We start from the raw sequence: 19,958 nt of genomic DNA on the forward strand, positions 1-19,958 counted from the left end.
CTATCCGGCGGGTGGCACCACGACCGTCACCCGGGCGCCGCCTGAGGGTGCGTTGCCGATCGTGACCGTGCCGCCGTGCAGCGAGGTCAGCTGCGCGACCAGGGGCAGCCCCAGGCCGCTGCCGGGCCGGTCGGTGGCGTCGGCACCCCGAGTGAACCGTTCGAACGCGCGCTCGCGTTCCTCGACGGGGAAACCGGTCCCGTCGTCGTCGACCACCAGCGTCACCGCGTCCTCGGCGACGCTGACGCGTGCCGTGATGCGACCGTCCGGGCGGCCGTGGACGGCGGCGTTGCGCAGCAGGTTGTCCACGATGCTCCGCAGCCATGGCTCGGCACCCCGGACCACCGCCGGTCGTTCGCCGAGCACCGCGTCGAGGGTGACGCCGGGGTGTCGCTGCCGGGCCGCGTCCACCGCCTCGGCCACGACATCGCGGAGGTCGAGCGGGGCGACGTCGCCCAGCAGACCGGCGTCGGCGCGTGCCAGCGTCTGCAGCGACCCGAGCAGGGTCGAGAGCCGGCGGGTCTCCTCCGCGACCTCCAGGACGATCTCCTCGCGCATCGTCGGTGGCATGTCGGCGTTGCGGACCAGCGTGTCGAGCGCCGCCTGCATGGCCGTGAGGGGCGTGCGGAGCTCGTGTCCGGCGTCGGCGGCGAACCGACGGGCGGCATGCAGGGCGGCCTCGCGACCGTCACGGCTGCGCTCCAGCCGGGCGAGCATGGTGTTGAGGCCCTCCGCGACCGCCGCGACCTCCGTCGGGGCGTCATCGAGGGTGATCCTGGTGGTCAGGTCCTCGGTGGCGGCGACCCGTTCGGTGCCCTCGCGCAGCTGCCGAAGCGGGCGGGCCGCCAGCCCCGTGACGACGAACGTGGCCAGGCCCGTGAGCAGCGTGGCGACGGTGCCGATCACCAGGAACCGGGTTCGCAACGACTCCTGTGCCTCGTCGACCAGCAGGCTCGCATCCGCCGCGATCTGCAGGGTCAAGCCAGCTGGCCCCTCCGGCTCGGTGCGCAGCAGGTAGGTCGTGCCGTCGTCGGTGAACCGGGAGACGCCGACCTCGGGGACCCCCTCCGGCAGGTTGTCCGGGGCGTCGCCGAGTGTGGTCAGCACCTCGTCGTCCTGGCGGACCACCAGGAAGTAGCCCCGCCCGAGCGTCCGTTCGGCGGTGTTGCGCAGCTCGACGAGCTCGCCGCCCCCGAACGGGCCCGCCTGTCCGCCAGGTCGTGGGCCGAAGCTGCCGGGTCGGGCCCCGCGGCCGGCCGTCTCCAGCTGCGTCAGCCGGTCTCGCAGGTCGTCGCGGAGGCGTTGCTCCTGCGCCCGACCGGTGGCGCCGACGATCACGGTGCCGGTGAGCAGGAACGCGATGGCCACCACGAGGGTGGACATCAGCGCGACGCGACCGCGGAGGGTGCGCATCAGCTGTCGATGGCCTCGGCGGGCCGCAGGACGAAGCCGATGCCCCGCTTGGTGTGGATCATGCGGGGTTCGCCCTCGGCTTCGGTCTTGCGGCGCAGGTAGCCGACGAAGACGTCGACGACGTTGCCGTCCGCAGCGAAGTCGTAGCCCCAGACCATCTCCAGCAGCTGGGCGCGCGACAGCACGATGGACGGGTGGGCGGCCAGCACCTCGAGCAGGTCGAACTCGCGGCGGGTCAGCTCGATCTCCCGTCCGGCCCTGGTCACCAGCCGGCGTGCCGGGTCCACGACCAGGTCACCCACGACCATCGCCTGCTGTCCGGGCGCCGAGGTGGCCCCTGCCCGGCGGAGGAGGGCGTGCAGCCGGGCGACGAGCTCCTCCAGCGCGAACGGCTTGACCACGTAGTCGTCGGCCCCGGCCTCGAGCCCCGCGACCCGGTCGGTGACCTCGTCGCGTGCCGACAGGACGCAGATCGGGAAGTCGTGCCCGTCAGCCCGGAGGCGCCGGGCGACCGCGGCGCCGTCCACGTCGGGCATGCCGATGTCGAGGATCATCACGTCGGGGGGCTGACGGCGAACCGCGTTCAGCGCGGCCAGCCCGCCGTCGGCGGTCCGTGGGCTGAACCCCTCCAGCGTCAGGGCCCGCTGCAGCGACCGCAGGATGCCGGCGTCGTCGTCGACGACGAGGACGTCGGGTCCGTCGCTGGACGCGCCGGTTCGGTGGGAGGAGGCGTGCATGACCACGATGGCAGCGTGCCACGGCCGCCTGAGAATTCCCTGTGAACCCGTCGTGGGCAGGGGAGCGACTACGCTGTGCGGCCCAATGAGCTCGGATGTGGTGATCGTCGGCGCCGGTGTGATCGGCCTGACCTGCGCATGGCGGCTGGCCGAGGCCGGCGCGTCGGTGCGGGTGCTCGACCCGATGCCTGCTCGAGGTGCCACGTGGGCTGCCGCCGGCATGCTGGCGCCGGTCACCGAGCTGCACTACGGCGAGGACGCCCTCCTGCAGCTCAACCTGGCGGCCGTGGGACGATGGCCGGCCCACGCAGCGGCGCTCGCCGAGGCCGGGGTGGACGTCGGCTACGTCGAGTGCGGCAGCCTGCTGGTGGCCCGTGACGCCGACGACGCCGCCGAGCACCGCCGGCTGCTGGCGGTGCAGCAGCAGCTCGGCATGGCCGTGGAGTGGGTCCGCAGCCGCGACCTGCGCCGGCTCGAACCAGGGCTGTCCCCGTCGGTGCGCAGCGGCATCCGCGTCGACGGCGACCACCAGGTCGACAACCGCGCGCTGGTGGAGGGGTTGCTGGCCCTGTGTCGCGCCCACGACCGCGTGGTCGTGGACACCCACGCCGTCACGGCCGTCGGACGCGACGGCCAGCGGGTGACGGGTGTGGTCACCGACGACGGACGCACCGTCTCGGCCGACCGGGTGGTGCTGGCCGCCGGTGCCCGGTCCGGACAGGTCGACGGGCTGGACCTGCCCGCCCCCGTCCGTCCGGTGAAGGGGCAGCTGCTGCACCTCCGCAACCCCGACGGGCCGCTGCTGACCCGCAACATCCGGGGTGAGGACTGCTACATCGTCTCGCGCCCCGACGGCCGCGTCGTCGTCGGCGCCACGATGGAGGAGCAGGGCTTCGACGACCGGCCGACCGCCGGCGCCGTCCGGGACCTGCTGCAGGCCGCCTGGGAGCTGGTCCCGGGCCTGGCCGAGGCGACCTTCGTGGAGGTGGCCGTGGGCTTCAGGCCCGGCAGCCCCGACAACGCCCCGCTGATGGGGCCGCTGCCCGGTCACGACGGGCTCGTGGTCGCCACCGGGCACGCCCGCAACGGGGTGCTGCAGAGCGCCCTGACCGCCGACGCCGTCGTCGCCTGGGTCACCGGCACGGCCGTGCCCGACGCCGTCGTCCCCTTCGTCCCCGACCGGATCGCGAGCCCCGCCGCATGACCGCGCCCATGACCATCGTGCTCAACGGCGAACCCGCCGACCTGGCCCCGGACGCCACGGTCGCCGACGTCGTGACGTCCCTCGGCCACGACCCGTCGTTGCCAGGCGTCGCCGTCGCCATCGACGGTGTCGTCGTCCGTCGGGTCGACTGGCCGCGGACCCCCCTCGCCGACGGTGCCGTCGTCGAGGTCCTCACCGCCGTGCAGGGAGGCTGCTGATGGCCGACGATCCGTTTCGCATCGCGGGGGTCGAGCTGACCTCCCGCCTCATCATGGGCACCGGTGGTGCCCCCTCGCACGAGGCGCTGCACGAGGCCCTCGTCGCCTCGGGCACGCAGCTGACCACCGTGGCGCTGCGGCGCCTCGACCCGACCGCCGGCGGGTCGGTCCTCGACGTCATCAGGGATGCCGGCATCCGGGTGCTGCCCAACACCGCCGGCTGCTACACCGCCACCGAGGCCGTGGCGCTGGCCCGCATGGCTCGCGAGGCGCTGGAGACCGACTGGATCAAGCTGGAGGTCATCGGCGACGACCGCACCCTGTTCCCCGATCCCGTCGAGCTGCTCGACGCCGCCGAGACCCTGGTCGACGACGGGTTCGTCGTGCTGCCCTACTGCGGGGACGACCCGATCATCGCCCGCCGACTCGAGCAGATCGGCTGCGCCGCCGTGATGCCGCTCGGCTCGCCCATCGGCTCGGGGGCGGGCATCCGCAACCCCTACAACCTGCGGATCATCGTCGAGCAGGCCTTGGTGCCGATCATCCTCGACGCGGGCATCGGCACCGCCTCCCACGCGGCGCTCGCGATGGAGCTCGGCTGCGACGGGGTGCTGTGCGCCAGCGCGATCACCCGGGCGCAGTCGCCGGCCCGCATGGCCCGGGCGATCGCCGGGGCGGTCGAGGCCGGGCGACTCGCGCGGCTGGCGGGCCCCATCCCGGAACGGCTGTACGCCGACGCGTCCTCGCCGGACTACGGCCGTCCGGACCTGACCTGACCGGCGGGTACCCTGCGGGCACATGCAGGGTGAGGACACGACGCCGATGACCGACACCGAGACCGACGCGCACGGGCCGCTGGTCGACTTCGTCGCGCTCCGCCGCCGGGTCGGGGCGGCCATGATGCCCCTGGCCGGGCTGTGCCTGCTGGGCGCCGTCGTCGACGGGGCGATCCGCGGCCTGACGTTCGAGCTGCTGGGCCGGTGGTTCGGCATGTTCGTCCTGCTGGCGGTCCTCGTGTCCGCCGTGGCGACCGCCCTCCACGCCCTGTCCGGCGCGAGCCGAGCGGAGCAGCGCGGCGAGCGGCTGTCCTCCCCCGACGTGGGGCTGGCACCGCGGAAGATCGAGGGCCGCACCCTGGTCTCGGCGTTCGAGCACGCGTCGACCCCACCGGCCGAACCCGATGCGGACCGTGCCGATGCGGGCCGCGCCGATCCGGGCCGCGCCGATCCGGACGCGACCGACGACACCACCGGAGACCATGGACCCCGCTGACCGACGGACTCGGCTGGCCGACGCCGGGCTGTACCTGTGCGTCGGCGCCCGCCCCGACCTCGAGTCCCTGCTCGACGCGGTCCTGCCCGCCGGGGTCACCATCGTGCAGCTGCGCGAGAAGGACGGCGACGACGACCTGCGTCGGCGTGCCGGCGCGGTCATGCGCCGGGCAGCCGACCGACACGATGTCCTCTTCGTGGTCAACGACGACCCGGCGCTGGCGGTCGAGCTCGGCGCCGACGGCGTGCACGTCGGGCAGGACGACACCTCACCCGAGGCCGCACGGGCCGTCGTCGGTCCCGACGTGATCATCGGCCGGTCCACCCACGCCGTCGACGAGGTCGACCGTGCGCAGCACGAGGACTGCGACTACTTCGCCGTCGGGCCGGTGTCGGCCACCCCGACCAAGCCCGGACGCGACGGCATCGGCCTGGACCCGATCCGCCACGCCGCCCGGGTGGGCACCAAGCCGTGGTACGTCACCGGCGGCATGACCCCCGACACGGCCGGGCCGATCCTGGACGCCGGCGCGCGAGGGCTGGTGGTCGTCCGCGGTCTGACCGAGGCCAGCGACCCGGCTGGCGTCGCCCGCGCGATGGCGAGGCTGATCGCCGATCGGCGTTCCCGGGACGCCGCGGGCGGTTAGGCGGTCAGGCCCTCCAGCATCGACCGCAGGATCGGCTCGGGCATCGGGCCGTCGAGGCGACCGGCGATCACGCCGTCGCCGCCGATGGTGAAGAACCACGGCTCGCTGGGCAGTCCCCACGCCTCGACGGCGGGGACCAGGGGAGTGGTGGGCGCCTCGGCACCCACGGGGGCCTCGGCGAAGATCTCGGAGTGCACGAAGATCGTGTCGCCCCAGTCCCCGTCACCGCGGACGGCGTCCAGCGTCGACACCGACGGGCCGCAGACGGCCGTCTGGCAGAACTCCGGGGTGGCGAACATCAGCGCCACCGGGCGGCCGGTGTCCAGCGCCTCGTCCAGGCTCATCTCGTGCATCCCGCAGGGCGGGTCCTGGGTGCAGACGGCGAACACGCCGAGGTCGTCCTCGGTGGTCGCGGTGCGTGCGCTGATCGCGGCCTCGCCCGGCACGGCAACGCGGCTGTTGGACGGGTCGACGACCTGGATTGAGGCCACGCCGTGGTCGTCGCCGACGGTGGCGACGACGTCGTACAGCCCCGGCTCCTCGATGGTGGTCTGCAGGTAGTAGATGCCCTGCCCCGTCTCGGTCGCGGGGGCGAAGGACGCGGCCAGCGGGCCGGCAACGACCTCTGCGGTCTGGTCGGGCGCGGTCGCGATCGTCCGCAGGTAGACCTGCACGTCGGCATCGTCGATCGGGGTGTTCTGCAGGTCCCGGACGCCGAAGGCCAGCCAGCGGTCGGGGCCGGACAGGAACTCCAGCGAGGCGGCCTGGACGAACAGCGACTGCTCGGCGTCGACCGCGGGGACACCGTCACCCGAGCCGCAGGCCGTTCCGAGCACGGTGAGTCCGGCGGCGGCGCCGATTCCGGTGAGCAGCTGGCGACGGTGCATGGCGAACGACCTCGATGGCGGAGAGAGCGGAGCGTGTCCACAGCCCGACGACCCCCTGTCATCGGTGGCTGCGTTCGTGCGAGGGTAGCGCCCGGAGGGCCCGACAGCGGCCTCCGGGTGCGGTGGTTGCACACGGCACGGCACACTCGCCACGTGCGCGCACTCCCCACCCTCCTCGCGGCCCTGCTCGTCGGGGTGCTGTTCGTGACCGGGTGCACCGACGACTCCGGTCGTCCCGAGGTCCGGCTCGGCGTCGGGTCCACGATCGAGCAGCGGGCCCTCGCCGGCCTGACCCGCGTCACGCTGGAGGAGCTGGGGCTGGAGGTCCGGGTCGTGCCCGACATCGGCGACACCGTCGACGTCCGGGCGATGATGCTCGACGGCGACCTCGACCTGTACTGGGACTACACCGGCGCTGCATGGTCGCTGGGCCTGGGGCGGGCGCAGCCCTCGGCCGATCCCCGTGAGTCGTTCGAGGCGGTGCGAGCGGCCGACGTCGCCAACGGGCTTCGCTGGTACGGGCCGACGGACGCCAACGCCACCCTCGCGCTGTTCGTCCGGGCCGCCGAACGTCCGCCCGGTGATGCCGGCTCCATGTCGTGGTTGGCCGGACAGCTGGCCACCGTTCCGGGCGGGCTGTGCGCCGACGAGGACTTCCTGTCCCGTCCCGCGGGCTACGCCGCGCTGGCCGACGCCTACGCGATCGCGACGACGTCGGTGTCGACCACCGCGGCGAGCGAGGCCAAGGCCATCACCTCCGTGGCCAGCGGGGAGTGCTACGCGGCGCTGGCCACGGCGACGTCGGGCACGGCCGTCAGCGCGGGACTGCTGCCCGTGGTCGACGACCAGGGCGTGTTCCCCGCGTTCGTCGTGGCACCGGTGGTGCGCGAGGGCGGCCGGGCCGACACCGAGACGGTCACCCGGGCGCTCGACGAGGTCTCGGCCCGCATCGACACCCTGGACCTGGCCGAGCTGAACGCCCGCATCACCGCGGGGGAGGATCCGGCCGAGGCCGCGACGGACCTGCTGGCGGAGGGGTGAGCGCTGCGGGGTTCGGTTCCGGCACGGGTAGGGTGAACGGCCGTGGAACGTGTGAGCCTGACCGACCAGGTCGTCGCTGAGCTCAGGGAGGACATCCTCGGTGGCGCCCTGCGTCCGGGAACCTCCCTCCGCGAGGTTGCGCTGAGCGAACGGTTCGACGTCGCCCGCTCGACCATCCGCGAGGCCATCAAGGGCCTGGTCGCCGAGGGGCTGCTGTCCCACGAGCACCACCGCGGCGTCGTGGTCACCGAGCACACCGTCGCCGACGTCGAGGACCTCCTCGGCGCCCGCATGATGATCGAGCGCGCCGTCGCGGCGGCTGGCCCGCACACCCACGACGCCGCCACCGCGGCGCTCGAGGCCATGCAGGAGGCGGTGCAGGCCCGGGACTGGCGTGCCGCCGCACGAGCCGACGAGGAGTTCCACCACGGCCTCGTCCAGGCGCTCGGGTCCCCGCGGATCACCGCGTTCCACAGCCAGATGCAGGCGGAGATGCGGCTGCTGCTGGTCACCGCCGAGGGGCAGGTCCCCGAGACCGACAAGGTGGCCGAGCACGCCAACCTGCTCGAGCTCGCTCGTGCGGGCGACCGCGACGGGTACCTCGCCGCGGCCCGCCGGCACCTGCAGCGGTCGCGCCCCACGCTCCTCGCCGTCGCCAAGCAGCCGGCCGACACCCCCTCCTGACCGGACTCCCCGAGGGGTCGGTGGCACGCGGGGGTCGACATGCCCTCGCGTCTCGATTAGGATTGTCGGACAATCAGACAGTCAGACGATCGAGGAGGTCAGGAATGGTCCAGGAGACTCGCGCGCTGGGGTGGGGACGTCGCTACATGATGTGTCCCCCGGATCACTTCCAGGTCGCGTATGCGATCAACCCCTGGATGGGCGGCACCGTCGACCCCGACCGCGCGATGGCGGAGTGGCAGGACCTCGTGGACACGATCCGCAGCGCCGGGGGAGAGGTCGAGGTCAACCCCGCCCAGCCCGGACTGCCCGACATGGTCTTCACCGCCAACGCCGGCGTGGTCGACGGCACGACGTTCATCGCCGGTCGCATGCGCCACGCCGAACGGGTCGAGGAGATCGGCCACGTCTCCAGCTGGGCCCTGCGGCACGGGTTCGAGGTCCAGGCGCTGTCCGACGGGGCCCTGCTCGAGGGCCTCGGTGACGCCATGCCGCTGGCCGACGCGATGGTCGTCGGCTACGGCGCTCGCTCCAACGAGATCGCCCACGCCGACCTTCACCGCCTGACCGGCCGCGAGATCATCCCCGTCCACCTCGCGGACCTGCGCTGGTACCACGTCGACCTGACGCTGTGCCCGCTGGATGACCGGCGCGCGTTGGTCTTCCCGGATGCCTACGACGCCGCCGGTGCGGCGCGGGTGCTGGACCGCATCCCCGAGGCCCTGGTGCTGACCGAGGAGGAGGCGTCCACCTTCGCCGCCAACTCCATCGTCGTCGGGTCCACCGTCATCATGCCGGCCGCCCCGCTGCGCGTCGGCCGCCAGCTCGAGGCCTGGGGCTTCGACGTCGTCGTGGTCGAGGTCGGCGAGTTCGCCAAGGCCGGTGGCGCCGTCCGCTGCCTGACCCTGCCGCTGGACACCGAGCTGACGGTCGCCCCGAGCACCATCGAGCCCACCCCGCTGGAGGCCGCATGACCGCTGACCTGACCGCACCACCCACCGTCGACACCGGGACCGTGGAGGCCGCGCCGACCGGCTCGGCCGCCGAGCGCCTGCTGGACCTCGAGGACCGTCACGGGGCGCACAACTACCACCCGTTGCCCGTCGTCATCGCCACCGCCGAGGGCGCGTGGGTGCACGACGCCGACGGCCGTCGGTACCTCGATGCCCTGGCTGCCTACTCGGCGGTCAACTTCGGCCACGGCCACCCCGGCCTGATCGCGGCCGCAAAGGCCCAGCTGGACCGGGTCACCCTCACCAGCCGGGCGTTCCACAACGACCAGCTCGGCCCGTTCTGCGCCGAGCTCGCCGAGCTGTGCGGCATGGACCGGGTCCTGCCGATGAACACCGGCGCCGAGGCCGTCGAGACGGGCATCAAGACCGCCCGCAAGTGGGGCTACGAGGTCAAGGGCGTGCCCGACGGGCAGGCCGAGATCATCGTGATGGAGGGCAACTTCCACGGGCGCACCACCACGATCGTGTCGTTCTCCGACGATCCGGTCGCCCACGATCACTTCGGGCCGTACACCCCCGGGTTCGTCCGGGTGCCCTACGGCTCGGCGCAGGCCATCCGCGACGCGATCACCCCGAACACCGTGGCCGTGCTGCTCGAGCCGGTCCAGGGCGAGGCCGGCGTCGTCGTGCCGCCTGCCGGCTACCTGCAGGCCGTCCGCGACGTCTGCGACGAGCAGCGCGTGCTGATGATCGCCGACGAGATCCAGGCCGGCCTCGGGCGCACGGGGAAGACGTTCGCCTGCGAGCACGAGGGTGTCGTCCCCGACCTGTACCTGCTGGGCAAGGCGCTCGGCGGCGGCATCGTGCCGCTGTCGGCCGTCGTCGGCAGCGACGAGGTGCTCGGCGTGTTCGGCCCGGGTCAGCACGGCTCGACCTTCGGCGGCAACCCGCTGGCCTGCGCCGTCGGGCGCGAGGTCATCGCCCTGCTGCGGACCGGCGAGTTCCAGCAGCGTGCGGCCGAGCTCGGCCAGCGCATGGCCGACCGCCTGGCCGCGGCGGACCTGCCCCGGGTCAAGGAGATCCGCGCCCACGGCCTGTGGCTCGGCGTGGAGATGGTCGACGCCGAACTGTCCGCCCGCCAGCTGTGCGAGCAGCTGCTCGAGCGCGGCCTGCTGGCCAAGGACACCCACGAGACGACCATCCGCCTGGCCCCGCCGCTGGTGATCACGCCGGAGGAAGCCGACTGGATCGTCGATCAGCTGATCGCGGTGTTGTAGCGCAACTGATCGCGGTGTTGTAGCGCAGCTGATCGCGGTGGTGTAGCTCAACCTCTCGCCGCGCGTGGGCGAGGAGTTCATCCAGCGGCCACCCCGCAGGCGTCCAGGACGTCGGGCGGGGTGGCCATCCGCGTTCGGCGCAGCCGTCAGCGCGGCGGTGTGGGCGGCCCTGTCCGGTCGAGTGTGCACCGGGCCGAGCGGGGCTGCGAGGATCGTGGGGTGACCACGACCATCGTCTTCCTGCACGCCCATCCCGACGACGAGGCCATCTTCACCGGGGGCACGATGGCCCTCCTCGCCGCGGCAGGCCATCGGGTGGTGCTGGTCACCGCCACCAAGGGGGAGGAGGGGACGCCGCGCTTCCCGCTGCCGGCCGGGGAGTCGATCGCCGACCGTCGTGAGGCCGAGACCCACGCCGCCGCCGAGCTGCTGGCCGTCGACGCGGTGCGCTTCCTCGGGTTCCGCGATTCCGGGGTGGCGGGCAGCGACGCGCAGGACCATCCGCTGGCCTTCGGCGCCTGTGACGTCGAGGAGGCCGCCGACCGGCTGGCGACGATCTGTGCGCAGGAGGGCGCCGACGTCCTGGTGCACTACGACCCGGGTGGCATCTACGCCCATGCCGACCACCTGCAGGTCCACCGCGTCGGTGGCCTGGCCGCTGCTCGTGCGGGCATCGCCACGACCTACGAGGCGACGGTCGACCACGAGTACCTGCACTTCGTGGACGTGCACCTCGTCGAGGGCGCCAACCGGTCGCTGGAGTCCCGCAAGGCCATCGGCCTGCCGACGGCGATGATCTCCACGACCGTGGACTGCCGTGCCGTGCTGGAGACGAAGTGGCGGGCGATGGCCGCCCACGCCAGCCAGATCCCCGACGCCGACCCGATGTTGCCGCCCGAGCAGTTCGCCGACGTCTACGGGTGGGAGTGGTTCGTCCGGCACGGGCCGCCGGGACCCATCGATGCGTTGCCGTCCTGACGGCGTCGGTTCACCTTTTCCTCACTGGGAGTGCTCAGGAGTCACGCACGAGTGACGATGGGGGTGTACGGCGTCTTCGTGTGCCCGATCCCAGTGGAGTTGTCTCGATGCTGCAGCCAACGTTCCGTCCCATCATCAGCGTGATCCGCGTGACCCCCGACCGGTCCTGCGTCGAGGTCAACCTCGACATGGAGGGCCTGGTGGCGTCGGGGTTCGGCAACGTGATCGGTGACGACACGATGCAGGCGGCGGGCGTGGCGACCTGCGAGGCCGTCGACCGGCTGCTGCCCGACGGCTACGAGTTGTCGCTGGCGTGGGTGGAGCTGTTCAAGCGGTCCGACGACCGCGGGGAGGGGCATGCGGTGATCAACGTCGCCGTCGAGCTGCGAACCCTGGGTCGTGCCCACCCCGAGACCCTGCTCGGCGCCGCGCTGGTTCACCACGACATCGAGGTCGCCGCGGTGCGTGCCACGCTGGACGGCCTCACCCGTCGCCTGGCCCCGGCCATCCTGAGCTGATCCGGCCCGACGGCGGGCGCTTCCGGCCCCTCGCCCGTGCGTTCCGGTGGCCCGACGGTCACCGGTGCGCCCGTCGCGTCCCTGATCCGACCTTGTCGCCCCACTCGAACAGGTGTACGATCGCGGTTCCTGCAGGGACGAGTGATCGCCCCTCGGGAGACCGTCCGTGAGGGCGGGTGGCACACGCGGGGAAGGCGTGGGCCACCCGCCGTCACCGTCCTTCCCGCACGGTCATCGAACGCCCCCGGCGGCACCGCCGGACGAGCTGGAGGTGACAGGGATGACGGAGTGGCCACGATGACGAAGCGGTACCGCGAGGCGGTGACCGTGGAAACCGCGGCGGTCTCGGTTGAGGTCGACGGCGCCCAGCCGCCCCCGACCGGCTTCACCTGGCGGGGTGGGCGTTACCGGATCCTGACCGTGCTGGGCCACTGGCGCGAGGACGCGGCCTACTGGTCGGGTGGGGGCGTCGAGGTGCCCCAGCGGGACCTGTGGCGTGTCGAGGCGCAGAACGGCTCGCCGTCACGCGGGATCTACGAGCTGGTGGCCGAGGACGGGCAGTGGCGCCTGGACCGTGTCTGGGACTGACAGTCGGGCCTGAACCGGTCGGGACGATCGGTACGCTGGTCGCCCCGCGCACACGACCGATCCAGAGGTGTCGTCATGTCCACGTCCACCAAGGGCCCCATCGTCATGCCCGACATCGACGAGCAGACCCGCGTCGAGGAGCGTCAGGTCACCACCGACGAGGGTGACCACGATCGCTTCGCCCACTACGTGTGGGGCAAGAACCCCAAGGCCATGGTGACCGAGTCGATGGTGACCGGCGTGCCGATCCGTGCCCTCTGCGGCAAGAAGTGGGTCCCCAGCCGCGACGGCTCGAAGTACCCCGTCTGTCCCGACTGCCAGCGGGTCAAGAACCAGCTGCAGGGCCGGGGCGGCGACGGTGGCGGGGACGGCGACCAGTAGCCCGCCCCGGGGGGTGGCTACTCGCCGGAGCCCTCCTTGGACCCGGTGAGCTGCGCGAAGCCGCTGGAGTCCTCCAGCGGCTCGCCGACCAGCAGGCAGACGATCTCGCGGTCCTCCGCGCCGTCCCACGACTCCTGTGACGGCGTCAGCGCCGTGGAGTAGATGGTCGACTGGTTGTACTCGATGCCCACGTAGGCCTCGAAGTCCTGCTTGCAGCGCTCGTCGGCGAACTCCTCGAGGACGCTCTGCCCGGGGAAGGCCGCGTCCGGGCCGTCGGGGTGCTGGGGCAGCGCGTAGACCTCGGCGTCGTGCGCTTCGCCGCAGTCGACGGTCTCGTAGTCGCTGATCTGGGTGCCGTCGGGCAGGTTCACGCACTCGCCGATGGTGAACTCCAGCGCGTTCTGGCTGCACGCCGACCCGAACGCGGCGAGGGCGAGGAACGCGACGATCACCATGGGTGACCGCCGGATCGGGGTAGGCATGTGCGGGCCTTTCTCTGGCTGGGGTGTCTGGCCTGGTGTCTGGGTGACCGGCGCTGCTCCGGACGCTATCGCCCGGTGGCACCGATCGTGAACTCCCACGACCGTACGCCAGACCGACGGCGGCGCAGGTGACCTTCGGGCCCGAACCACCCGACGCGACCCCCGTGGGCCGGTGAGATGCGTACGTGGCTCGCCACGTCTCGGATACGGTCTGCCGCATGGACGAGACGACCAGCGACCTGCAGCCCTACGCCGAGTTCGAGAGCCTCCGGTTCTCCCGTCCCGAGGAGGGCCTCCTCGAGATCGTCATGTCGACCCCCGGCCGCCTGAACGCGGCCGGCCACGACATGCACCGCGACCTCGCCAACGTCTGGCGGGCCATCGACCGCGACCCGGCCACGAAGGTCGCGATCATCCGCGGCGAGGGCAAGGCGTTCTCCTCCGGCGGGGACCTCGACCTCGTCACCGACATGGCCAACGACTTCGAGACCCGCGTCCGGGTGCTCAAGGAGGCCCGCGACCTGGTCTACGAGGTCATCAACTGCAGCAAGCCGATCATCTCCGCCATGCACGGCGTCGCCGTCGGGGCCGGTCTCGTCGCCGGTGTCCTGGCCGACGTGTCCATCGCCACCAGGGACTGCCGGATCATCGACGGCCACACCAAGCTCGGCGTCGCCGCGGGCGACCACGCCGCGATCATCTGGCCGCTGCTGATCGGGATGGCCAAGGCCAAGTACTACCTGCTGACCTGCCGCCCGATGAGCGGCGAGGACGCCGAGCGCATGGGCCTGATCAGCCTGGTCGTCGATGACGAGGAGGCGCTGCATGCCGAGGCCCACGACGTCGCCCGCACCCTCCGCGACGGCAGCCAGAGCGCCATCCGCTGGACCAAGTACTCCCTCAACCAGTGGCTGCGCCAGGCCGGCCCGACGTTCGACACCTCCCTCGCCCTGGAGTTCATGGGCTTCGCCGGCCCCGACGTCCACGAGGGCGTCGCCGCCATCAAGGAGAAGCGGCCGCCCCGCTTCACAGGCCCCGCCTCGGAGTGACCCCACCCCGACGACCCATTTGGCCTGTCAGGCCACAAACCGGCTGATCGAGTCGACGTCGGTGTCAACTCGACTAGTCTGTGCCCCCAGACCGGTCACATGGAGGACGACATGAGCGAGACCGCGAACCCGCAGGGCGACCCCCAGCGCATCATCACCGACGGCATGCCCACCCAGCTGCCCGACATGGATCCCGCCGAGACCCAGGAATGGGTCGACTCACTCGACGCTGTGGTCGAACACCACGGACGCGAACGCGCCAGGTACCTGATGCTGCGCTTGCTCGAGCGCTCCCGGGAGGCCGGCGTCGGCGTCCCCGCGCTGCGATCGACCGACTACATCAACACCATCCCGCCGTCGCGCGAGCCCGACTTCCCGGGTGACGAGCACATCGAGCGCCGGATCCGCGCCTACGTCCGCTGGAACGCCGCGGTCATGGTGACCCGCGCCCAGCGACCCGGCGTGGGCGTCGGCGGACACATCGCCACCTACGCCTCGGCCGCCAGCCTCTACGAGGTCGGCTTCAACCACTTCTTCCGCGGCAAGGAGCACGAGGGCGGCGGCGACCAGCTGTTCATCCAGGGCCACGGCTCGCCCGGCATCTACTCCCGCGCCTTCCTCGAGGGCCGCCTGACCACCGAGCAGCTGGACCTGTTCCGGCAGGAGTCCCAGCCCGGCGGGTTGTCCAGCTATCCCCACCCTCGGCTCATGCCCGACTTCTGGGAGTTCCCCACGGTCTCGATGGGCCTTGGGTCCCTCGGGTCGATCTACCAGGCGCGCTTCAACCGCTACCTGCACAACCGCGGCTTCTCCGACACCTCCCAGCAGCGCGTGTGGGCGTTCGTCGGTGACGGCGAGATGGACGAACCCGAGGCACAGGGGGCGCTGACCGTCGCCGCTCGCGAGGAGCTCGACAACCTCGTCTGGGTCGTCAACTGCAACCTGCAGCGCCTCGACGGCCCGGTCCGCGGCAACGGCAAGATCATCCAGGAGCTCGAGAGCCTGTTCCGCGGGGCCGGCTGGAACGTCATCAAGGTCGTCTGGGGCCGCAAGTGGGACCAGCTGCTGTCCCTCGACGTCAACGGTGCGCTGGTCGAGCGGATGAACAACACCCCCGACGGGCAGTTCCAGACCTACACCACCAAGGACGGCGACTACATCCGCGAGCACTTCTTCAACTCCCCGGAGCTGAAGCGGATCCTCGACGAGTCCGGCCTGACCGAGGCCGACCTGCCCGTCCTCGACCGTGGTGGCCACGACTACCGCAAGGTCTACGCCGCCTACAAGGCCGCGACCGAGCACACCGGCCAGCCGACCGTGATCCTCGCCAAGACCATCAAGGGCTGGACCCTCGGCCCCGACTTCGAGGCCCGCAACGCCACCCACCAGATGAAGAAGCTGACCCGCAAGGCGCTGAAGACCTTCCGGGACCGCATCGACCTCGACATCCCCGACAGCGACCTCGAGGGTGACCTGCCGCCGTACTACCACCCCGGCGAGGACTCCGAGGAGATGGCCTACATGATGGAGCGTCGAGCCGAGCTCGGCGGCCCCATCCCCACCCGGAAGGTGCAGTACCAGGGCATCGACCTGCCCGAGCACGACGCCTACGGCGAGCTGAAGAAGGGCAGCGGCAAGAGCGAGGTCGCCACGACGATGGCGTTCGTCCGGCTGCTCAAGGACCTGTTCAAGCACCCCGAGCTCGGCCCCCGCATCGTGCCGATCATCCCCGACGAGGCCCGCACGTTCGGCATGGACACGATGTTCTCCACGGAGAAGATCTACTCGCCGCACGGCCAGAACTACGAGTCGGTCGACAAGGCGATGCTGCTGTCCTACCAGGAGGCCACCGACGGCCAGATCCTGCACGAGGGCATCACCGAGGCCGGTTCGATGGCCAGCTTCGCCGCGGTGGGCTCGTCCTACGCCACCCACGGCCAGCCGATGCTGCCGATCTACATCTTCTACTCGATGTTCGGGTTCCAGCGGACGGCCGACTCGATCTGGCAGGCCGCCGACCAGCGGGCCCGTGGCTTCCTGATCGGGGCGACCGCCGGACGGACCACGCTCAACGGTGAGGGGCTGCAGCACCAGGACGGCCACTCGCCGCTGTACGCGCTGACCAACCCCGCCGTCGAGGCGTTCGACCCCTCCTTCGCCTACGAGGTGGCGACGATCACCGAGGCCGGGATCAACCGGATGTTCGGTGACGACCCCGAGGACGTCATCTTCTACGTGACGGTCTACAACGAGCCGACGGTGCAGCCGGCCATGCCGGAGGGCCTGGACGAGGAGGAGATCCTCGACGGCATCTACCGCTACGCCACCTACGACGACGAGCGCAACCACCGCGTCCAGCTGCTGTCCAGCGGCTCGGCGATGAAGGAGACCCTCCGCGCCCAGCAGATGCTGGGGGAGGAGTGGGACGTCGCCGCCGACATCTGGTCGGTCCCCGGCTGGGTGCAGCTGCACCGCGACGGCGTGGACTGCATGACGACCAACCGCGACCACCCCACGGCCGAGCCGCGGGTGCCGCTGATGACCCGCAAGCTCGAGGCGTCCCGCGGTGGTCCCTTCATCGCGGTCACCGACTACCAGAAGGCCCTTCCCGGCCTGGTCGAGCCGTTCGTCCCCGGCCGCTTCGCCATCCTCGGCACCGACGGGTTCGGCCGGTCCGACACCCGTGAGGCGCTGCGTCGGATCTTCCGCATCGACGCCGAGTCCATCGTCGTCGCGGCCCTTCACGAGCTGAGCCTCGCCGGCGAGGTCAAGGCCGAGCTGGCGGCGGAGGCCATCGAGCGCTACGGCATCGACCCGGAGCTGCGCGTCTGGGACGAGCTGCACACCCACCGGTAGGGACCAGCCCGAACCACAGGGGAGGAGTCAGGGCCCCGTGATCGGGGAACACCATTCGGCGACGCACCAGCCCGCCGCACAGGGAGTTCTCCGATCACCGCCCTCGACCCCGTTGTCTTCGCCGACCGTGTGGGCCTCACCTACGTGGCCGAGGACCTGCCCGGCATCACCCGCGTCCGCCGGGGCAAGGGCTTCAGCTTCCACGGGCCCGACGGCAGGCTGCTCGAGGGGCCCGAACGCGAACGGGTGCTGTCGCTGGCCGTGCCGCCGGCCTGGCGGGAGGTCTGGATCTGCCCGACCCCCGACGGGCACGTCCAGGCCCGCGGCCTCGACGAGGCCGAACGGCGCCAGTACCGCTACCACGACCGCTGGACCGAGGGTCGGCGCATGGCCAACTTCGACCGCCTGCGTGGCATGGGGAGCCGGCTGACGGACCTGCGTCGCGAGCTGGACGCCCTGCTGCTGGACGGGACGGACCCCGTCCGGCAGGCGACCGCGGCGATGGTCCGCTTGGTCGACAGCGGCATGGCACGCATCGGCGGACCCCGGTCGGTGCAGGAGCACGGCCACTTCGGGGTGTCGACCCTGCAGCGTGACCACGTCGACGTCCGCGACCGGCAGGTCACGCTGTCCTACCCCGGCAAGTCCGGCGTGCAGCGCGAGGTCCACGTCACCGACGAGCTGCTGGCGGAGGTGCTCGACCAGCTCGAGCTGGCCTCCGACACCCTCTTCCATGTCCACGCCGAGGGAGAGCTGCACCGACTGAGCGCCGCTGACGCCAACGCCCTGCTGGCCGAGCTGACCGCTGGCTGGATGACCTGCAAGGACTTCCGGACCTGGGGCGGCAGCGCCGTGGCCCTGGAGGCGATGGTCCTGCCGATCCTCGCGGGGGACGAGCCGGACCCCGTCGCGGCCGTCGACGCCGCCGCGGCCAAGCTGGGCAACACCCGTGCGGTCGCGCGGTCCAGCTACGTGCACCCCAGCGTCCTCGAGGCCGACCCGGAGCTGCTGGTCGACACGTGGAAGGTGTCGCGCTCCTCGACCCGGTTCGACCGACGCGAACGGGCCCTGGTCAAGCTGCTGGACGCCGTCCCGCCCCTCCTCGACCGCTGGATCGCCACGCCGGCGGACTGACGGCAGGACTCGGAACCACCGGCGTCGAAGACCCGCTCGACCGATCTCCGTCGAGCCAGGGGACCATCGTGCGGGCCGCCCTCCTCCGCCGTCACGGCGGCTGGTACGTGGTGGAGAACGCCCTGGCGTGGATCAGGGACGTGGCGAGGAACGGCAACACCGCCGGGGAGGCCGGGCGGTGCCCGACGACTCCACCGGCGGTGCGTCGTTGTTGCTCGTGGTGGCCCCGATGGGCCTGCTGGCTGCGCTCAGCCGTCGCTTCGGACGGAGTTGACCGCTGACTTCACGCCGCGGGCGGCCATGGAGACGCCGCTGCCCGCGGCCCCGGCCACGCCGGTGAGGGTCTTCCCGACGACCTTGCCGGTGGTCCGGCCGGTGGCCTTCAGGGCCCGGACGCTCCGCTTGGTGTCCTTGACGGCCTGACGGGCCGGCGCGACCGTGCGGGCGTTGATGTCGGAGACGGCCGCACGGGTCTCGGCGGCCTTGGTGTGGGCCTTGGCCCGGGCCACGTCGGCCTTGCCCTGCGCGCGGGCGCGGGCAAGCTGGCTGAGCAGCTCGGCCTCGCGGACACGCCACTCCGCCTCGTGGCCGGCACGGTCGACCAGGTGGCCGGCGCGCCAGCCCACGCCGGGCTTGCCCTGGGTGTCCATGGCGGTGATGACGAGGCCGCCGAACATCGCGGCGTTCTTGAGGAAGTGCAGGAGCTGGGCCTGGCGTTCGTCGCCCTCGGCCTCCCAGAAGCGGTGCGCGCCGATGGTGGTCGGCACGAGGCTGCCGGCGAGGGCCAGCGACGCCGGGCGCGGGAGGATGTTGAACAGCAGCAGGCCACCACCGACCACCTGGACGGCGCCGTTGGCCAGGACCATCCGCTCGGCGTCGTCGGTGGGCGGGAACGGCACGTCGTCGGGGATGGTGTCGACGGCGGCCTCGGCCGCCTGGACCTTCGACCCGGGGTTGCGGAGGGCGTCGACGCCCCCGTAGATGAAGATGCCGGCCATCATGGCTCGGGCGAGATGACGGATCATGTGTGGCTCCAGGGTGGTAGGGACTCGCTGGTGTTGGCCATTGACCTGCCCACGCGCGCGTGGGATCGAAACATCGGTGTTTGTGGTCCGGGCCGATCGGCAAGAGTTGGTCGCATGAGCGACGGTACTCCGAGGACGGCCGACGAGGTGGGCACGGACGGCTCCGTGGAGGAGCAGTTCCGGTCGTTGATGGAGGGGCTCCGCACGACGCTGCCGGGGGTGGAGGTGCTGGTCGCCTTCCTGCTGACGTTGCCCTTCCAGTCAGGCTTCACCGACCTCGACCAGTACCAGCGGGGCGCCTACCTGGTGTCCCTGGTGGCGGCGGCGTCCTCTGCGGTCCTCCTGATCGCCCCCAGCGCCCACCAGCGCGTCCGGTCGGTGGAACGCGGCGGCCGGGTGGCGCGCAAGCACGAGCAACACCTGCGCACCGCCGTGCACGTGGCGCTGGCCGGGACGGTGCTGGCGTCGGTGGCGATCGTGGCCGCCATGTACCTGGCCACGTCGATGGTAGTCAGCCGTGGCGTCGCCATCACCCTGGCCGTGGTGCTGGGGCTGCTGGCCTCGTGGACGTGGTTCGGCATCCCCGTGTTCACCTTCGACTCCGACTCCGACTGA

At 72.0% G+C, this 19,958-nt stretch carries 22 protein-coding genes; 17 read left to right on the plus strand and 5 right to left on the minus strand.

Translation table 11 applies throughout. The features are described from left to right. Together CUC05_RS23115 and CUC05_RS23120 are read right to left on the minus strand one after the other, a co-directional pair. Positions 1 to 1,413: a sensor histidine kinase gene (locus tag CUC05_RS23115; RefSeq protein ID WP_108668512.1), complete on the minus strand. Its 1,413-nt coding sequence runs from the start codon at positions 1,411 to 1,413 to the stop codon at positions 1 to 3. Then, the gene (locus tag CUC05_RS23120) at positions 1,413 to 2,150 is read right to left on the minus strand and encodes a response regulator transcription factor (RefSeq protein WP_108668513.1); all 738 of its coding nucleotides are present in this window, start codon (positions 2,148 to 2,150) and stop codon (positions 1,413 to 1,415) included. The genes CUC05_RS23115 and CUC05_RS23120 overlap by 1 nt, the downstream gene beginning before the upstream one ends. An 85-nt stretch (positions 2,151 to 2,235) precedes the next feature. Between CUC05_RS23120 and thiO the strand changes: the two genes are divergently transcribed. The 5 genes from thiO to thiE are packed head-to-tail and all read left to right on the plus strand — an operon-like array spanning position 2,236 to position 5,490. Next, positions 2,236 to 3,354: a glycine oxidase ThiO gene (gene thiO / locus CUC05_RS23125; protein WP_108668514.1), complete on the plus strand. Its 1,119-nt coding sequence runs from the start codon at positions 2,236 to 2,238 to the stop codon at positions 3,352 to 3,354. 8 nt (positions 3,355 to 3,362) lie between these two features. Continuing rightward, positions 3,363 to 3,572: a sulfur carrier protein ThiS gene (gene thiS, locus CUC05_RS23130; protein WP_108668540.1), complete on the plus strand. Its 210-nt coding sequence runs from the start codon at positions 3,363 to 3,365 to the stop codon at positions 3,570 to 3,572. Continuing rightward, on the plus strand, positions 3,572 to 4,348 hold the full coding sequence (locus CUC05_RS23135) for a thiazole synthase (RefSeq protein WP_108668515.1): 777 nt from the start codon (positions 3,572 to 3,574) through the stop codon (positions 4,346 to 4,348). The genes thiS and CUC05_RS23135 overlap by 1 nt, the downstream gene beginning before the upstream one ends. Before the next feature lie 22 nt (positions 4,349 to 4,370). Then, positions 4,371 to 4,844, plus strand: a complete 474-nt coding sequence (locus CUC05_RS23140; protein ID WP_108668516.1) for a hypothetical protein — start codon at positions 4,371 to 4,373, stop codon at positions 4,842 to 4,844. Beyond that, positions 4,831 to 5,490 carry a thiamine phosphate synthase gene (gene thiE, locus CUC05_RS23145; RefSeq protein WP_108668517.1) on the plus strand — a complete coding sequence of 220 codons (660 nt, stop codon included), beginning with the start codon at positions 4,831 to 4,833 and terminating at the stop codon, positions 5,488 to 5,490. Before CUC05_RS23140 ends, thiE begins: the two co-directional genes overlap by 14 nt. Here thiE and CUC05_RS25010 read toward each other — a convergent pair. Further along, a complete protein-coding gene (locus CUC05_RS25010) occupies positions 5,487 to 6,377 on the minus strand; it encodes a hypothetical protein (protein WP_157965925.1) in 891 nt (296 codons plus the stop codon). The two genes, thiE and CUC05_RS25010, sit on opposite strands and share 4 nt — an antisense overlap. Before the next feature lie 153 nt (positions 6,378 to 6,530). On the opposite strand from CUC05_RS25010, the gene CUC05_RS25015 reads away from it, so the two are divergent. From CUC05_RS25015 to CUC05_RS23190, 8 genes are all read left to right on the plus strand, one after another. After that, positions 6,531 to 7,418 carry a glycine betaine ABC transporter substrate-binding protein gene (locus tag CUC05_RS25015; protein ID WP_157965926.1) on the plus strand — a complete coding sequence of 296 codons (888 nt, stop codon included), beginning with the start codon at positions 6,531 to 6,533 and terminating at the stop codon, positions 7,416 to 7,418. A gap of 42 nt (positions 7,419 to 7,460) precedes the next feature. After that, positions 7,461 to 8,102: a GntR family transcriptional regulator gene (locus tag CUC05_RS23160; protein ID WP_108668520.1), complete on the plus strand. Its 642-nt coding sequence runs from the start codon at positions 7,461 to 7,463 to the stop codon at positions 8,100 to 8,102. A 104-nt stretch (positions 8,103 to 8,206) separates the two neighbouring features. Then, on the plus strand, positions 8,207 to 9,076 hold the full coding sequence (locus CUC05_RS23165) for a dimethylarginine dimethylaminohydrolase family protein (RefSeq protein WP_108668521.1): 870 nt from the start codon (positions 8,207 to 8,209) through the stop codon (positions 9,074 to 9,076). Beyond that, positions 9,073 to 10,332: an ornithine--oxo-acid transaminase gene (gene rocD / locus CUC05_RS23170; RefSeq protein ID WP_108668522.1), complete on the plus strand. Its 1,260-nt coding sequence runs from the start codon at positions 9,073 to 9,075 to the stop codon at positions 10,330 to 10,332. Before CUC05_RS23165 ends, rocD begins: the two co-directional genes overlap by 4 nt. Positions 10,333 to 10,551: 219 nt before the next feature. Beyond that, entirely contained in the window at positions 10,552 to 11,310 is a 759-nt protein-coding gene (locus CUC05_RS23175; protein WP_157965927.1) for a PIG-L deacetylase family protein, read from the plus strand. 107 nt (positions 11,311 to 11,417) lie between these two features. Then, on the plus strand, positions 11,418 to 11,828 hold the full coding sequence (locus CUC05_RS23180) for a hypothetical protein (RefSeq protein ID WP_108668524.1): 411 nt from the start codon (positions 11,418 to 11,420) through the stop codon (positions 11,826 to 11,828). Positions 11,829 to 12,125: 297 nt separating this feature from the next. Further along, positions 12,126 to 12,416, plus strand: coding sequence for a DUF6504 family protein (locus tag CUC05_RS23185; protein ID WP_157965928.1), 291 nt, complete (start codon positions 12,126 to 12,128; stop codon positions 12,414 to 12,416). A 75-nt stretch (positions 12,417 to 12,491) separates the two neighbouring features. After that, complete coding sequence (locus CUC05_RS23190) at positions 12,492 to 12,797, plus strand: DUF3039 domain-containing protein (protein WP_240606317.1); 306 nt, start codon at positions 12,492 to 12,494, stop codon at positions 12,795 to 12,797. A 17-nt stretch (positions 12,798 to 12,814) separates the two neighbouring features. On the opposite strand, the gene CUC05_RS23195 is transcribed toward CUC05_RS23190, so the two are convergent. After that, positions 12,815 to 13,279 (minus strand): septum formation family protein, encoded by a 465-nt coding sequence (locus CUC05_RS23195; protein WP_108668526.1) that lies wholly within the window; start codon positions 13,277 to 13,279, stop codon positions 12,815 to 12,817. Positions 13,280 to 13,497: 218 nt separating this feature from the next. Between CUC05_RS23195 and CUC05_RS23200 the strand changes: the two genes are divergently transcribed. The 3 genes from CUC05_RS23200 to CUC05_RS23210 all read left to right on the plus strand — a co-directional run bounded on the left by CUC05_RS23200 (position 13,498) and on the right by CUC05_RS23210 (position 18,318). Further along, positions 13,498 to 14,328 (plus strand): enoyl-CoA hydratase/isomerase family protein, encoded by an 831-nt coding sequence (locus CUC05_RS23200; RefSeq protein ID WP_108668527.1) that lies wholly within the window; start codon positions 13,498 to 13,500, stop codon positions 14,326 to 14,328. Between the two features lie 111 nt (positions 14,329 to 14,439). Beyond that, positions 14,440 to 17,184 carry a pyruvate dehydrogenase (acetyl-transferring), homodimeric type gene (gene aceE / locus CUC05_RS23205; protein WP_420810911.1) on the plus strand — a complete coding sequence of 915 codons (2,745 nt, stop codon included), beginning with the start codon at positions 14,440 to 14,442 and terminating at the stop codon, positions 17,182 to 17,184. 129 nt (positions 17,185 to 17,313) lie between these two features. Continuing rightward, positions 17,314 to 18,318 carry a DNA topoisomerase IB gene (locus CUC05_RS23210; protein ID WP_108668529.1) on the plus strand — a complete coding sequence of 335 codons (1,005 nt, stop codon included), beginning with the start codon at positions 17,314 to 17,316 and terminating at the stop codon, positions 18,316 to 18,318. A gap of 248 nt (positions 18,319 to 18,566) precedes the next feature. On the opposite strand, the gene CUC05_RS23215 is transcribed toward CUC05_RS23210, so the two are convergent. Continuing rightward, a complete protein-coding gene (locus CUC05_RS23215; RefSeq protein WP_108668530.1) occupies positions 18,567 to 19,343 on the minus strand; it encodes a DoxX family protein in 777 nt (258 codons plus the stop codon). A 114-nt stretch (positions 19,344 to 19,457) separates the two neighbouring features. Between CUC05_RS23215 and CUC05_RS23220 the strand changes: the two genes are divergently transcribed. Continuing rightward, positions 19,458 to 19,958, plus strand: coding sequence for a DUF6328 family protein (locus CUC05_RS23220; protein ID WP_157965929.1), 501 nt, complete (start codon positions 19,458 to 19,460; stop codon positions 19,956 to 19,958).

It is taken from the genome of Euzebya rosea (genome assembly GCF_003073135.1).
Taxonomy (GTDB): domain Bacteria; phylum Actinomycetota; class Nitriliruptoria; order Euzebyales; family Euzebyaceae; genus Euzebya; species Euzebya rosea.